Genomic DNA, 14,655 nt, shown 5'->3' on the forward strand with positions numbered 1-14,655 from the left:
GCGGCACATTGCCGGAACGGCGTGGTCGACCAAATGCTACATGAACATGCGACCGCTCTATCAGCCACAACTCTCTGAAACCGGAGCCGTCGCCTGATCAAAAGTGCGAAAGATTCTGGACAGTACCCCGGTTGTTCGTCTTGCTGCGGCGGGAGGGCGAGCCATCGGGGATCAACCGGATTTACCGGCTTTATCGCGAGGAAGGGCTCACCGTCCGCAAGCGGCGGGCTCGCCGCAAAGCTGTGGGGACCCGTGCCCCGATCCTGGTCGAGGCGAGGCCGAACGCGCGCTGGTCGCTGGACTTCGTCCACGACCAGTTCGCCAATGGCCGACGCTTCCGCATCGTCGACGACGTCACCAAGGAATGCCTGAGCGCCATTCCGGAGACCTCAATCTCGGGGGCGGCGCGTGGCCCGCGAACTGACGGCAATCGTCCAGCGATGCGGCAAGCCAGGAATGATCGTGTCCGACCATGGCACCGAATTCACCTGCAACGCCATGCTCGCTTGGTGCAAGGACGCAGCCATCGATTGGCACTTCATCGCACCGAGAAAGCCGATGCAGAACGGCTTCGTCGAGAGTTTCAATGGCCGGATGCGCGATGAGCTACTCAACGAGACCCTGTTCTTCGATCTCGATGACGCCCGCGCCAAGATCGGCAATTGGGTCGCCGACTACAATCTCCAGCGTCCCCACTCGTCGCTGAAATACCTGACCCCCGCGGCCTACGCCGCCCACCTCACCGCAACGGACGATCGGCTGCGCAACCCCGACCAGCTCCGCCGATCGTCCGTTGCTGCACCCGCGCCACTTGGCGTACAAACCCCGAGACTCTAACTGCCGCTGGATGAAAATGCAGTGGCAGGTCACCGCAGATGCGCACCCGATGGGCTTCCTATACTGCCAACCTCGTTCGAAGTAGGTTGCAAGGTCTGCGCGAGCGCAAACAGCGGAACCTGTGGCTGCTAATGGCAGCGGATTCATGATTGCCCCGGTCCTCGCCTGGGCCAGAAAGAGCGTAAAACTCGATTAAGCCTAGGAGCCCCCCTTCTCGAAAAGCCTGGCCAGTCTCAAATTATCTGACACGGACACTCGAAGTTCTCACTCAGGCAAGAGCCGCTAGACAATTTAAACTACGTCATCCTCAAGACATCGATGTCCCAATCCCGACGGTAGGACGGGTATACCCTGTCAGTGCAGAGAGAGGCGCGTTGTGTCACGAGGAAACGCTCGGTCATAAACCTGCAATCAAAGCGTGCTACGTAGCTTGGTCCGACAACTTGCCGCTGCTGGTCGGAGTGACGCGCAGTGTTTTTTGGCTCATTGATTTGTCGGGATGGGTATTCGCGCATGGTTTACGACACTGCTACGGTGCAGATGCTCCGCAACGTCCTTGATGAAGTACTTGCTAGCTCCACGTTCATCGGGCAGGAGCACCGCTCTGCGCTGGAGATCGCGGAGCGCATTCTTTGGCTTGCCTCACAGGGAGAGCGGGAGGCCGCGACAATCAAACAGCACTTACTGAACGAGTTTTTGGTGAGCGGTAGCGATAGCGTAAGAGCCGAGAACGCCACCTCGATGGTAAGCAAGGCTCCGCGTTTGTGTTCGGACATACGATACCGGGGATCCTAGTAACGCCGGTCGGAGGTTCCGAGCTGAATGACAAATGCCGGCCAATCGCCGCTGAAATTGTTTGACGCTGGGCTATGCACATGCAGATCCCATTGCGCCACTCCGCCTCCGCGGAAAAGAGATCTGTTCGGTGTCATCTCCATATCGCTCGCTAGACAAATGCGCCTCGGAGTCATGTGATCTGAACGAATCCTAGAGCAGCCTACTTACCATTCAGGATCCATACAAAGCCCTCGCCGTGGCGAGGGCTGGACAAGCAGTGTCCGAGGCAAATGTCCGCACTGATCGCGCGCTTAACCCTGAGGGTTCGGCAGGGCTTCCGATGTTCCCCGCCACGGTGCTTCGTCCTGCTGGAGCATTCTTCCGCAGCGTCTGGATAGGAGGCGACCATTTCTTGTTCTGTTCAGTACTCGCTTGCCGACATCAGCCTGAGGACACGCAATGTCCTTTCCGAGTCGCTTGGATCTTCGGAGCCTTGCTGCATCTTCCTGTCGTCGTAGTCGATCTTCCAGAAGAACTTTTGACCCACCAAGTCGAAGCTTCCGAAGCCGTGCTCGCCATGAGAATCGTTCTCCTCTGTAAACCCGGAGAAATCCGCCACCTGACGGAGCGCCTCGGCCTTACGCAGTCGGGTAGCTCGGCGGCTCCGATTGTCATCATTGCCTTGCCGCCACCGAAGTGCGCCGGAAGGCATCGTTCAGAAGGGCGATACTATTCATCATCGCACTCCTCCGCGTCCTCGCGCCTGTAGGGCGTCATGCGGACCACACGTCGCTCCACTCGCGTGCACTCTTCGGGGTGGTAGTAGTTGCGAACCAGCATCGCCACCCTCCTAGATCAGGCCGGCGAGCACAAGTGCCGAGACGATCGTCTTGCCACCACATGCTTCGCAGAAGCCCTGGTCTTGATCGGGCTCCATGTCGGCGGTGTTGTTGCACCCCGCCGTCATGCAGATCGCGGGGCTCGTTTGAACTCTCTCGGCAAGAGAAATGTTGGACATCGTGTCCTCCTCGCTACGAGCTTCCGACCCATTCGGGTGCTCGTTCCGAGGCGGAGCGAGCGTCCACTACTGGAGCTATGCGGGATTTTGGGTGACGAGGTGATCAGGCGGCGTGGTTTTCCGGCATTTGGATGACCTCGATGCCGTCATTAAATCTGACACCTGCGATGACCTTGGGCATTGGATTTGTGCCGTTGAGCCGCCGGCAGGTCTTTGATGCGGCGATGACCAGCTTGAACACCATCAGGCTTGGCGGTGGTCGGCGACAACGAGCCCTTGGTGCGCACCGTTCTGTGCCGCACGGTCGCGAACACGCTTTCGATGGGATTGGTAACCGGTATGAGATGGCTCGGTGCCAACGTTCCGCTGCGGTGTTCCTACATCGTGGCGTATGGTGCGACCATCGGGACAGAGGCACCGGGAGCACGAAGTGCGGACAGGCCGATGCACACGATGAGCCGAGAGCTCGAGTTAGTAGCTGGCCGCCTCTGCGACTCGCCCGGTTGCGCCGCGAGCGCGAATCCGTAGTTGTCGTGTCGCCCGCAGCTCCCGTCATGTGTTCGGCAGAGGAGGTGCGAATGCGACGGATAAATTGGCATTGATGTCCACCGAACCTTCGGGGAGGTGGTATTTTGGGAGAACGGCAGGCTTCGACATGCGGGTCGCATTGATATGACGCGGACTGCGCTGGAGGGATTTGGCAAAACCCCGCTGGCCGGTGATGAGGTGGTGCTCGAAGCGACTGGTAACCGCCTGGCGGTGTCGCGGGTTCTGGCGCCATTCGTGACGCGGGTGATCATCGCCAATCCGTTGCAGGTGAAGGCGATCGCCCAGGCTCACGTCAAGACCGACAAGATCGATGCCGGCACGCTCGCCAGTCTGCAGACGGCGGGATACCTGCCGCAGATCTGGACGCCTGACGCGGAGACCGAGCGCAAGCGTAGGCTGGTGGCGCGGCGCTACCAGGTCGTGCGGCATCGCACGCGGCTCAAGAACGAGGTGCATTCGATCCTGCACGCGCACCTGATCCCGAAGTGCCCGCATGCCGATCTTTTGCCGGGCATGGTTGGCCGCTCAACAGTTGCCGGACGATGAGTGAGCGGCCATCGACCGGCATGTCCGTGAGCTTGACCGGCTGGCGGAAGACCTGGTCCTGCTCGACCGCGAGATCGCGCGGGACGCAATCGAGGATTCCGCGGTCAACAGATTGATGACGATCACCGGCGTGAACCTGGCGGTCGCCGCCGGCATCGTGGCGGCGATCGGCGACATCAGCCGGTTCAACAGCCCGCACAAGCTGGTGAGCTATTTCGGGCTGAACCCGCGGGTGCGGCAGTCCGGGTTGGGAGCAGCCCACCACGGCCGTATCAGCAAAATCGGCCGCAGTCATGCGCGCGCCATGCTGGTCTAAGCGGCCTGGGCAGCGGCCAAGGCGCCCGGTCCACTGCATGCTTTTTTCGTGCGGATCCGTGCGCGGCGGCCATCAGATCGCCGCGGTGGCCGTGGCTCGGAAGCTCACTGTGCTCTGCTGGCACTTGCTGACAAAGGGCGAGGATTACCTGTGGGCGCGCCCGGCGCTAGTCGCCAGCAAGACCCGCGCGATGCAACTTCAAGCCGGACATCCACAACAGAAAGGGAGCCGCCGTGGACCAGCCTATGCCTACAACATCAAGCCGCTGCGCGACCGCGAGATGTTGATTGCCGCCCAGGCCGAGCAAAGCTACGAACGATTCGTGTCGCAATGGAAGTCGCGGCACCCAAAAAGTGGCTCGCGAGCGCCTCAGTTCGGCAGGACAAAATAGGCAGTCCGGTGACGCTTGCAGCCGACGCGTCACGCTTCGCCACGAGGTCGCCCGCGCCCAACAACCATAATCGCGGCTGATGGCAAGTTCTAGCCAGGAATGCAGTCCCGTTCCACTGCCAGTGTGCCGCCGTGCTCGGGCCGGTCAAGGCCAAGCCTTGCGGTGGCCGCAGATGCGGCCAGCCTTGACCGCCCCGGCGCGCGGCGGCTGCGAGATCGGTGGCCGGGACGGAAGAATGGCCCGCAGCGCAGCCGAACAATAGGTGGACTTACAGCGATCTCCGCAGTCGTCGTCTCGGCGACGAAGAAATCGCTTGTCCATCTCATCCGTCGTGCGCAGATGGTCCCAATGCTCGGCGGGGAAGTCGTAGAAGGTCAGCAGCGCGTCGCGGTCCTTGGTGAGGCATTCGACCGCCCGGCCATACTTGGCGCGGTATTTCTCGGCAAAGACATCGATCGCCGCTTCGGCGGCCGCCCGGTTCGGCGCCCGGTAGATCTCGCGCAGGTCCGTCTTCATGTTCGCCTGCACCGAGAGCGGGACCTTGTCCAGGACATTCACGGTCTTGTGCACCCAGCATCGCTGGTGCCGGGTGCCGGGACAAGCCTCATCGAGCGCCTTCCAGAAGCCGAGCGCGCCGTCGCCGACGGCAATTTCCGGGGCGATCTGCAATCCGCGCTGCTTGACGTCGATCAGGAGCTCGCGCCAGCTCTGCGTGCTCTCCCGCACGCCGACCTGAAAGCCGATCAGTTCCTTCTTGCCTTCCGGCGTTGCGCCGATCAGCACCAGCATGCATTCGCCGTGGTCTTCCATGCGCGCCTGCAGGAAGACCCCATCGGCCCACACATACACGTAGCGCCGCGCCGACAGATCGCGCTTCTGCCAACGCTCGTACTCGCCTTGCCATTCGGCCGTCAGCCGGGAAATCACCCCTGGCGACAGGTTCGGTGCGTCCTTACCCAGCAGGGCCGTCAGCGCCTCCTGGAAGTCGCCGGTCGAGATGCCGCGCAGGTAGAGCACCGGCAACAGCGCGTCCAAACTCCTGGTCCGTCGCGCCCACAGCGGCAGAATCGCCGAGCTGAACTGGATCCGCTCGCCATCGCCGGCCGCGCCGCGGTCCCGAATCTTCGCCCGTGCGACTTCGACGGGGCCGATGCCGGTCGTTCGCGCCGGGCCGCGACCGTGCCGCACCACGCGGGCGCGCCCATCGGCCGGCTTCAAGTCCTTCATCGTGGCAAGAAACGTCGCGACTTCGACCTCGATCGCCTGCGCCAAAAGCTGCTGCGCGCCCGCTCGCAGGATATCCGTCAGTGGATCGTTGATCTCGTCGGGCTGACGAAGACCGCTTCTCGCACCTTTACATCATTGGCAAGACTGTACCGGAAAGTCGACTTTAATCGAGACGACGGCGCTTCAGGACATCGAGCGCGGATGTGGAATCGCTCTTATCGATCCTCACGGCGACTTGGTGGAGCGCGTCGTGGCGCAGGTTTCCACGAGACGCTCATCAGACGTGATCTACTTAAATGCGTGCGATCCCTCCCAGCCGTATGGGTACAATCCCCTGCGGCATGTCCGTGAAGATCGGATCGCGCTCGCTGCTTCTGGCTTCATCGAAGTATTCAAGAAAATGTGGCCGGATGCATGGGGCCTTCGCATGGAGCACATTTTGCGCAACGTTTTGATGGCGCTGCAGGAGCAACCGCACGCCACGATGCGCATCCTATCGGACCGGAAGTTCCGCGCCGAGATTGCGCGACACTTGAAAAACGAGTCGGTTCGGACGTTCTTCATAAAAGAGTTTGAGCGGTTCTCGTTTGGCTACCGTGCCGACGGCACGGCGCCGATCCAGAACAAAGTGGGCGCCTTCCTTTCAGATCCGATACTCAACAGACTTCTAACCGCTCCCCAGCATGATCTCCATGTGCGGCAAATCATGGATGAGGGCAAAGTACTACTGGTGAACCTGGCCAAAGGGCAAATCGGTGAGGACAGCTCGTACACCTGGGCGGATTGCTCGTCACTACGCTCGCGCTTGCTGCGTTTAGCCGCGCCGACCTACCCGAGTATGAACGGCGTCCGTTCTTTGTCTACGTCGACGAGTTTCAACACTTGCAGTCGCCCACCAATACCTCCATCAGCTTGAACCAGAGGTGCGTCACGCCGTTCTCGGAAACGCCGGTACGATCATATCCTTTAGGGCTGGTTCAGACGGTGCGACATACAGGGCGCGGAACTTTCAAGGCCGATTTGATGAAGCCGATCTGTTGCAGCTGTCCAACTATCGTCTACTTAAAGCTGATGATTGATGGTACTCTTCTGATTGATGGTACTCCTTCACTTCCCTTCAGTGCGACCACGCTTGAGCCCTGTACTTTTCGAAGTTAGTGAGAGAAGCTGTTATCCTTGGAAGCCATCGCGGAAACGTGAATTGCATCGCGCCGAGCCTATTCATCAAGGAGGCCTTCCGGCTTCAATGCGGTCGGGCACTCCATCTCTACAGCGAAGGGCAGGGGTGCACGAAGGACTTCGCTGCTGCACTTCGTTGATATCACGCGGCGGCCGATCAGAAGTTTGCACCTGCCGAGTTCGCGCTCGGCGATGTCTATTATCAGGGACGCGGCGTACCCGTCGATTTCGCCCAGGCTGCGATCTGGTATGGCAAGGCCGCCGCGCAGGATCACGTGAGGGCGCAGATTGGGCTCGCATTCATGACGCTGAAGGGTAGGGGCTTGCCCGAGAGCCCGACTGAGGCTGCTCGCCTATTCCAGAGTGCCGCCACGCATGATGATCCGATCGCACTCTACAACATCGGCCTGTTTCGGTTCAGCGGCAAGGGCGTCGCCAAGGACCTCGATCGCGCCGAGACCGCGCTGCGCAAGGCGGCGCGGAAGGATTATCTTCCGGCAATTCAGGCACTCGCGGAATTCTATTCGAGCGGAGCCGATGCCGAGCCCGATTTGCGGGAGGCGGCGATTTGGTATGAGAAGGCGGCCGAGCGGGGCGATGTGCAGGCGCAATTCTTCGTAGGGCGGTTCTATGCGACTGGTGTCGGTGTCTCGCCCAACATTCGTCATGCCGCGAAGTGGTTCGAGCGCGCGGCCGAAAATGGCCATGCCACTGCGGCGTTCAATGTTGCAATCTTCTATCTCAACGGCTCCGGCGTTCAGCGCAACTTGGAGGCCGCGATAAAATGGTTTCGAACGTGCCTCCGATGGCGGCATCAGCGCCGCACAGGTGCAACTCGGAAAGCTCTATTCGACCGGCGCTGGCGTTCCCAAAGATCAGGAAATGGCGTCGGAATGTGAGCAGGGCCGCCAGTAGCGGAGATCCTGACGCCAAGACCGCCTATGCGGTCTTCCTGCTTCATTAGGATGCGTCTGCTGATAACGTTGCACGCGAGCACTCTTTGTTGGGAGAGGCCGCGGAGGCTGGTCATCCTCCGGCGGCGTTTCAACTGGGCGCGCTGAAGATGGGTAAGTTCGGAGGGGCCGCCGATATATTAGGCGCAATCCTATGGCTTACACGGGCGGGGGAAGCCGGTTATGTCGAGGCGCAGTACATGCTTGGACTTCTCCATCTGGATCCGAAAGAGCGGCGTGGGGAATGCTCAGCAGCATCATCGTGGATGACCAAGGCCGCGCGCGCGGGGCATGCAGCCGCACAGTTCCAGCTCGCCGTTATGTACTGGAGTGCGCCTGGATCTTGCAGAGGGTGTGAACTGGTATGAGGCCGCTGCAGAGCAGGGACATACTGTTGCGCAGTACAACCTCGCCGTGATGCTCGGGAGGGGACAGGGGCGCGAGGCTGACGTGACGAAGGCGACGGAATAGCTTCAGAGAGCCGCCGAGCGAGGCATGGCGGAAGCGCAGGTTGCTCTGGGCGACGCGTTGATGTCAGGCCGAGGCACCGCACAAGATCGGGACGCAGCAGTCAATTCGTATCAATACGCGGCGCGGCAACGCAATGAAGGCGCCGTGCGGCGCCTCCAGTCGATCGGCGCGACACGCGAGGAGACTTTCACACTGGAAACATAGGCTTTACGCTAGCCTCGGGCGAGGCGCAGCGCCGCTGCCAGGCTGCAATCCAGGTCAGCACTGGGCGCCACAACACTAAACAGTCGGCCGTGAAGAACCGCCCAAGCCATTGAGCGGGAGTCAATTTTGGAGCGGAGCAAGGTTTAATTGCTACCTTTTGGGGTCTGAAGGCCGGGAAGCTTGCAATTTCATTTTCAAGATTGAAGGAAGCCGCTGGCGCGCATTGAATTTCGTCTCCTGTTCTCAATTGGGGTCGATGTATTAGTTGGCGGAGCTCGTGCCGACGATCTGCAAATGAGCGGGAACATCGAATTCCATCTCGCGCGACACCTCGACGATGGTTTCTGGATGATGGCCATTCTTGGACAGCGCGTACTTGAACGCGTGGGTGCGGTTCAGGAAGAGACCGCGAAAAATCGCCGTTCTGTTCGCGCGCAACCCAAATCCCACGGCGATTCCTGCGACTGCCCAGGCGAGGCGCAGCACCGCCAGTGCTGAAAACCGTAGGCGACCGCATCCGCGGCGCTTCCAAATTGATGGATGGCAGCCTTAAGGTCTCTGACGTTTGTTCCCAATCACAACGCCGAGCATTGCATTCTCGCTTGGGTGTCAGCTACACGGGCTCGCGACGCTCGTGTAAACGCCAGCAAGGAATGTACAGACGTCCGCTATCTAACAAAGGTGATCCGCAGTGTCTGATTTCTGCCAGTGTTGGTTTTCGATCAGACAAAACCTGTGCAGCAGAACAGGAAGACGGAAGTTGCTTGGCCATACTTCGTCTCGGCAGCAACAAGATGCCTGGCATCGACTTTGCATAGAGCGATTCGGGAACGTCGTGGAAAGTCACCCCTGCTCGCAAAACGTCCTTTTGAGGTTACGCTTTCTTGGTCACACTGACCTCGCTTGCGAGCAGTTTGCCGGATGAAAGATGCCGTAGACAGGCAATCCGGCACCACAGCGTGAATCAGCACTACGGGGCGGCATCGACTCTAGAACAGAGGAGGTCAGGCCATGTCTGACTCGTTCCAGCGCTCCAACTTGGCCCAGTCAATGGAAGCGCAACATGCAGAACTCGAGCACGCGCTCACCCGCAGCCCATTCAGACTCCACGCTGATCGCATGGTCCAACAGGGCGCGAAGACCATCAACATTCTACAAGTTGCCTGGATACTGCGGGTCAAGCGCGGCTGCGAAATGGTCTTTATGCGCCTGCCCGAGCTCTTGGCAAGCGGCGAACGTCTGGCCAAAGATCTCCGGAACCTGCGTGACGATGGACAGCTTGGGGTTGCCTGGCGTGAATACACCCGCGACGCGGGCGAGCGCGCTATATTGCTAATCGATCTTCTCCGGGAGAGCGGCGACCTCTTCCTTGAACATGAGGCGGCAGGCTGTCAGCCGGTTCTTTTCTACGAGTACGAGAAGATCATGGACGGAAGGGATCTTCCCGTAAAGTCCAACTTCGTATTGCTGCGCATCATCCCGCCGCAAGATGTTACGGTCGATTACTCCCGTCGTCGGCCCTTTGTTATCATCCCTCCACGTGCGGGACACACTGCGGGTGTGGGAGCCCACGAGCACGATAGTCAGCTCGGCGTCGCCTTGCGCGAAGGTCATCCAGTGTATCTGGTGAGCTTCCGTCGCGATCCGGAGCAGGATCAGCAACTCTCTGATGTGGCCTATGCGGAAGCGGCGTTTGTTCGAGAAGTGATCCGCCGGCATCCGCGCGCGCCTCTGCCGGCCATTATCGGCAACTGCCAAGCAGGCTGGGCGACCCTCGTTCTGGCCGCAACAAACCCTGACTTGACAGGACCCGTCGTCATCAATGGATCACCGGTGACGGCTGTGTCGGGAAACATCGGCGACAACGCTTTCCGCTACATTGCCGGCATATTCGGCGGAGTCTGGATCCCGATGTTTCTGTGCGACCTTGGCCAGGGCATGTTTGATGGAGCCAATCTCATACATAATTTCGAGATGCTCAATCCCGAGCGCCGGCTGTTCCTCAAGTACGCCGAGCTTTTCCGCGACGTGGATACGACGCGCGAAAGCTTTCTTGCCACCGAGAAGTGGTGGAGCAGCTTCTGCTTGCTGCACGAAAACGAGATCTGCTGGATTCTCGAAAACTTGTTCATCGGCAACCGGCTCGGCAAAAACATGGCCTACCTGGGATCGGAGCGTCAGCACGTGGATCTCAAGCAGATCCGGGCGCCGATCATCGTGTTTGCCAGCCATGGCGACAAAGTGACGCCGCCCCAGCAGGCTCTGAATTGGATCACAGATGTTTACGAGGACGAGGAGGAGATCCGCGTTCGCGGCCAACACATTATCTATATGGTGCATGACGACATCGGGCACCTCGGCATCTTCGTCTCTTCAAAAGTTGTCAATAGGGAGTTCCGGCAAGTTGCAACCACGCTTGAGGCAATCGAAGCGTTAATGCCCAGCCTCTACGAAATGTGCGTCAAAGATGTTCAGGAACACGATGGACGAAAAAGCTTCAGTGTTGAACTAGTCGAACGCAGCTTCAAGGACATCCGGGCATTGAACGACAACTATCGCGATGAGTTCCCTTTCGGTGCAGTTGACCGGGCGTCTGAACTTCAGGCACAGATCTATCACACAATCGCCCGCCCCTTCGTCAGAGCTGCAGTCACGACCTTCACGGCCCAAGCTTGCCGTAGTGTTCACCCGGAGCGCCTGTCGCGAGCGCTAATTTCTTCGCGAAATCTGATGCTGGCTGGCTTCAAGTCCATAAGCGAGCAGGTTCGCCAGTCTCGAGCCAAGGCCAGAGTAGATAATCCATTCCTGCTGGCGGAAGCCTTGTATGTGCAGCATATCGCACAGGCGATGATCTACTGGCGCGACCTGCGCGACATGATGTATGAGCTGACGTTCCACAGCATGTGGAACACTCCTTTGCAGCACTATTTTGGTGATCGCTACGAAGTGCAGGCGAGGCAAATGACGCCAGAAGAATTGAGGTCGCGCCCGGACGTTCAGTGTGCGCTTAAGATGATCGCGACCGGCGGCTTTATCGAGGCCGTCATCCGCATGATGGCGCTGCTTGTGAGCGATCGCGGCGGTATCCGCCGCGATCGTCTCGATCGCTGGTCACGCGTCCTGACGCAGAACGAGCCGTTCCGCTCGGTCCCTTCTGACCGTCTGACTACAATCACTCGCCAACAGACCATCATCGCCACTTTGGAACGGGAGCAAGCAATCGAGACCCTGCCATTGCTGCTGGATGACTCTGAGGAGCGCCGCCGCGCCTGCCTGGTCGCACGCTATGTACCTGGTCCCATCGCGGAAATGTCGCCGAAGACGATCGACCTCCTAGGGCGGTTTGCTCAGGTGCTTGAGCAGCCGCCAATCACCGGCGATGTTACCGAAAATCCGTTGGCACAAATGAAGGCTGAGTAAAGCGTCGACGCTTGGCGTAAAGGATGACCATCGGCTTGAGCGCCAGGCGTGGCAACTGAGGGCAATGTCGATGCGCCTCGTAGTTGGCACAGGATGAAGCCAGTTCGTCCTGCACGTTGTACTCTGACGCTTGCGGCTGGAGCGGCCAAACATGTTCGACGCGCGCCTATTGTGTGTTCCGGATCCTGAGCGCTGATGGTAACGGAGGGCTCGAAGTTCAAGAATTAGCTTGACGAAAGAAGCGAGCAGATACCGATGCGTTCCCTTTGCAGAAAAGAACCAGCCGCGCTGAAGTCGTCGAATCTGGCGACTTCCTCCGGACCGAGCAGAGATATTAGTTGTTGGGGCACTTTCTCCCTGCCGAAATCCGCGGAATGGAGTTCTTCGCCGTGGACCACGATACCATCCGCGCCGAGCTGATGTACTTGGAGTCCCTTGGCTCCCGAATCTCGGGCTCAAAGAGCCACGATCAACTTGCAGAGCATGTTAAACAGCAGTGGGCCGATTTCGGTATGCGAGTTCACGAGGACGTCTTGCGTTTCGATCGCTGGAGCATGGCTGCAGAAAACCCCGACGGTCTGCGTCTTAAGATCGACGGGCGCGATATAGCGATCTCTTCGGTCTTTCCCTACTCCGGGACCACCGGCCCCCTAGGGACCGAGAAGCAGTTGTACAGATTGCGCGGTCCAATACCGCGATGGACCAAAGCGCGCGGCGGAATTGCGGTCGTCGAGGTCCGAAATCGGGAGTTCCCGTTTGATGCGGCGGTCAAGACTTGGGATCGGGCGCGTGCATGGGGCAAGACCACTATGCCGCTGCTTCCTGCCACGTTCGCCGGCCTCGGTCTGGCGCGTGCTAGACGAGCTGGCGTTGAGGCGGTGATCTTCGCCTGGCGTGGCATAAGCATTTTCAACGCCAAAGGACAGTACTTACCGTTCACGTTGCCCTACCAGAACATTCCAGCGGTCTTCGTGGCTGGAGACGACGCCGACTTGGTGCTGGACGCCGCCTCACGGGCCATGCGGGCGACGCTCGTCGTCGACGCCGTGATCGAGCGAGACAGCACTATGCGAACAATATGGGCGGCCGTGGAAGGTAACAGCGCAGCCCACGAAACTGTGCTCGTGGTAAGCCACAGTGACGGTACAAACATTGTCGAGGAGAACGGCCACGTCGGTTTGGTCGAACTCGCGCGCCAGACTGTCGCTCGACCGTTGGCACGCACAGCCGTCTTCGTGTTAACCGCTGGACACCTCCGAATCCCGGCGGTCACCGATCATGGCCAAGCCACTTCGCGCTGGTTGCGGGACCACCCGCAGTGGTGGGCCGGTGGTCCGGGAAATCGCCACGCAGTGGCAGGTCTGGTGATCGAGCACCTCGGTGCTCGGGAATACCGTGACGATCCTCTCAAAAATACCTATGGCCCGACAGGCAACCCCGAACCCGAACTGCTCTAGGCCTCCAATCCGGAGCTGACGGCGCTTATCGAATCAGAGTGGCGTACAACCGGACAAGCGCCGAGAGTGTCAGCCCCAAACGCACTCATTCAGTTCGGCGAAGGCCAGCCGCTCTACCTAAAGGGCATCCCAAACATCGCGCTCGTCACCGTGCCGCAGTACCTACTTAGTATTGAACCGGGCGACTACGTCGACGTCGCTCTTCTGGACAGACAAGTCGGCAGCTTCGCGCGACTGCTGCGACGAATTGACGCCATGCCCAGCAACGAAATCGGAACCGTCGAGACAATTACTCCACTCGCGAAGGCGGCTGCCGCGCTGCGCGCGATTGGCATTCTCGCTTGCAGCTCATCGGACTGGCGGTAATCCGGTTGCACCAACCTCCAAAAACGTACGGAGACAGTAGTCAGCTCGAGGGTCCAGGTCAAAGCGAACCGGCAAGAGCGCCTTTTCGCGTCCGCTTCTGGCTCGAATCTGAAGACCACTTTCCACCCTCTAAGACTTTGCGTCGATGCGGTGCGGTCCGCCGGACGTCATTCAGACAGCAGAACGTGGCCTCGCCGCCAGCGCTCGCGGTAAGACCGCCGGCCATGCCCGTCCCGCGCAGCGGGAGCCGGGCATCACCCAGGTGATGGCCATGCTCCAAAGGATCGGCACCGAGCAGCCGCGGCGGAGCCCACGGGGTCCTAACTCAGAGCGGAGTATCGAGCACACTTTTATGAGGTTTATGAGGTAGCCTGCGGGAAGTTCTGCAAAAGCTGAGCGGCTGAAGCGGTCATGGCAAGTCCGGTGGTTGCGAAGATCACCGCTCGTAGAGGAGCTTGGACCCGCCATGACCGTGACGACGATTAAGACGGATGTCTCTGCAGTCAAAGAGTTGTTGAGGTCGGACAAGGAGTTCCTGAAGCCGCTGATCCGCAGGAAGACCCTCGAAGCCGAGATGACGGAGACGCTGGGTGCGGAGAACGGAGAGCCAGCGAGGGAAGGCTTGTGACCTTGCCCCCAAGTTTTATCCAATCCTGAGTTCGCTCCGGCTGTTGGATTTGCCCGGTTGGGTGGTGGCAGCGACGGGAGCTGGCGGCGGAGCTTTCGGCATAGCGCAGCGCCAGATTCCGGCGCGGGTGACAGCTGAAGGCGAACTCGGAGGGCGTTTTCCATCCTGCGAGTGTGGTCGCGCATCGTTGTACAACAAGACTCAAGAACGCCCACAAAACCGTTTTTCGCGAGGTTCTTTATCGATTTCATCCCTGGTTTGGTCGCCGAGTTTGCGTTCATGGAACGGTCGGGAAGGCTGATGATGTCACTTTCCG

General features: G+C 59.7%; 10 protein-coding genes and 6 pseudogenes. 10 read left to right on the forward strand and 6 right to left on the reverse strand.

What is annotated here, in order from left to right; genetic code table 11:
* Positions 1 to 128: 128 nt before the first annotated feature.
* Positions 129 to 837: pseudogene (locus tag EHH60_RS36355) on the forward strand (IS3 family transposase); the annotation flags it as partial.
* Between the two features lie 1,198 nt (positions 838 to 2,035).
* Here EHH60_RS36355 and EHH60_RS36360 read toward each other — a convergent pair.
* The 3 genes and pseudogenes from EHH60_RS36360 to EHH60_RS36365 all read right to left on the reverse strand — a co-directional run.
* Positions 2,036 to 2,326 (reverse strand): DUF3768 domain-containing protein, encoded by a 291-nt coding sequence (locus EHH60_RS36360; protein ID WP_124163946.1) that lies wholly within the window; start codon positions 2,324 to 2,326, stop codon positions 2,036 to 2,038.
* A gap of 138 nt (positions 2,327 to 2,464) precedes the next feature.
* Positions 2,465 to 2,632: a hypothetical protein gene (locus tag EHH60_RS37335; protein ID WP_157786120.1), complete on the reverse strand. Its 168-nt coding sequence runs from the start codon at positions 2,630 to 2,632 to the stop codon at positions 2,465 to 2,467.
* A gap of 103 nt (positions 2,633 to 2,735) precedes the next feature.
* Positions 2,736 to 2,964, reverse strand: a pseudogene (locus EHH60_RS36365) (IS256 family transposase); the annotation flags it as partial.
* 265 nt (positions 2,965 to 3,229) lie between these two features.
* On the opposite strand from EHH60_RS36365, the pseudogene EHH60_RS36375 reads away from it, so the two are divergent.
* A pseudogene (locus EHH60_RS36375) lies at positions 3,230 to 4,434 on the forward strand (IS110 family RNA-guided transposase).
* Positions 4,435 to 4,740: 306 nt separating this feature from the next.
* Here the strand turns inward: EHH60_RS36375 and EHH60_RS36380 are convergent.
* A pseudogene (locus tag EHH60_RS36380) lies at positions 4,741 to 5,754 on the reverse strand (IS256 family transposase); the annotation flags it as partial.
* Between the two features lie 157 nt (positions 5,755 to 5,911).
* Here EHH60_RS36380 and EHH60_RS36385 point away from each other — a divergent pair.
* The 4 genes from EHH60_RS36385 to EHH60_RS38505 all read left to right on the forward strand — a co-directional run bounded on the left by EHH60_RS36385 (position 5,912) and on the right by EHH60_RS38505 (position 8,468).
* Positions 5,912 to 6,577, forward strand: a complete 666-nt coding sequence (locus EHH60_RS36385; RefSeq protein ID WP_124163948.1) for a type IV secretory system conjugative DNA transfer family protein — start codon at positions 5,912 to 5,914, stop codon at positions 6,575 to 6,577.
* 565 nt (positions 6,578 to 7,142) lie between these two features.
* Positions 7,143 to 7,739, forward strand: a complete 597-nt coding sequence (locus tag EHH60_RS38740) for a tetratricopeptide repeat protein (RefSeq protein WP_245454693.1) — start codon at positions 7,143 to 7,145, stop codon at positions 7,737 to 7,739.
* Between the two features lie 345 nt (positions 7,740 to 8,084).
* Positions 8,085 to 8,264, forward strand: a complete 180-nt coding sequence (locus EHH60_RS38500) for a tetratricopeptide repeat protein (protein ID WP_225115165.1) — start codon at positions 8,085 to 8,087, stop codon at positions 8,262 to 8,264.
* A gap of 24 nt (positions 8,265 to 8,288) precedes the next feature.
* On the forward strand, positions 8,289 to 8,468 hold the full coding sequence (locus EHH60_RS38505) for an SEL1-like repeat protein (protein WP_245334194.1): 180 nt from the start codon (positions 8,289 to 8,291) through the stop codon (positions 8,466 to 8,468).
* 261 nt (positions 8,469 to 8,729) lie between these two features.
* Here EHH60_RS38505 and EHH60_RS36395 read toward each other — a convergent pair whose 3' ends face one another.
* The gene (locus EHH60_RS36395) at positions 8,730 to 8,954 is read right to left on the reverse strand and encodes a hypothetical protein (protein ID WP_311739830.1); all 225 of its coding nucleotides are present in this window, start codon (positions 8,952 to 8,954) and stop codon (positions 8,730 to 8,732) included.
* 525 nt (positions 8,955 to 9,479) lie between these two features.
* Here EHH60_RS36395 and EHH60_RS36400 point away from each other — a divergent pair.
* The 4 genes and pseudogenes from EHH60_RS36400 to EHH60_RS37340 form a co-directional block, all read left to right on the forward strand.
* Entirely contained in the window at positions 9,480 to 11,888 is a 2,409-nt protein-coding gene (locus EHH60_RS36400; RefSeq protein ID WP_124163949.1) for a DUF3141 domain-containing protein, read from the forward strand.
* A gap of 374 nt (positions 11,889 to 12,262) precedes the next feature.
* Complete coding sequence (locus EHH60_RS36405) at positions 12,263 to 13,345, forward strand: hypothetical protein (protein WP_124163950.1); 1,083 nt, start codon at positions 12,263 to 12,265, stop codon at positions 13,343 to 13,345.
* Between the two features lie 66 nt (positions 13,346 to 13,411).
* Complete coding sequence (locus EHH60_RS36410) at positions 13,412 to 13,711, forward strand: hypothetical protein (protein WP_124163951.1); 300 nt, start codon at positions 13,412 to 13,414, stop codon at positions 13,709 to 13,711.
* 466 nt (positions 13,712 to 14,177) lie between these two features.
* Positions 14,178 to 14,335, forward strand: a pseudogene (locus EHH60_RS37340) (IS256 family transposase); the annotation flags it as partial.
* Between the two features lie 19 nt (positions 14,336 to 14,354).
* Here the strand turns inward: EHH60_RS37340 and EHH60_RS36415 are convergent.
* Positions 14,355 to 14,531 (reverse strand): annotated as a pseudogene (locus EHH60_RS36415) (IS3 family transposase); the annotation flags it as partial.
* Positions 14,532 to 14,655 lie beyond the last annotated feature (124 nt).

Origin of the sequence: Bradyrhizobium sp. RP6 (assembly GCF_003837805.1) — a bacterium.
Classification (GTDB): Bacteria; Pseudomonadota; Alphaproteobacteria; order Rhizobiales; family Xanthobacteraceae; genus Bradyrhizobium.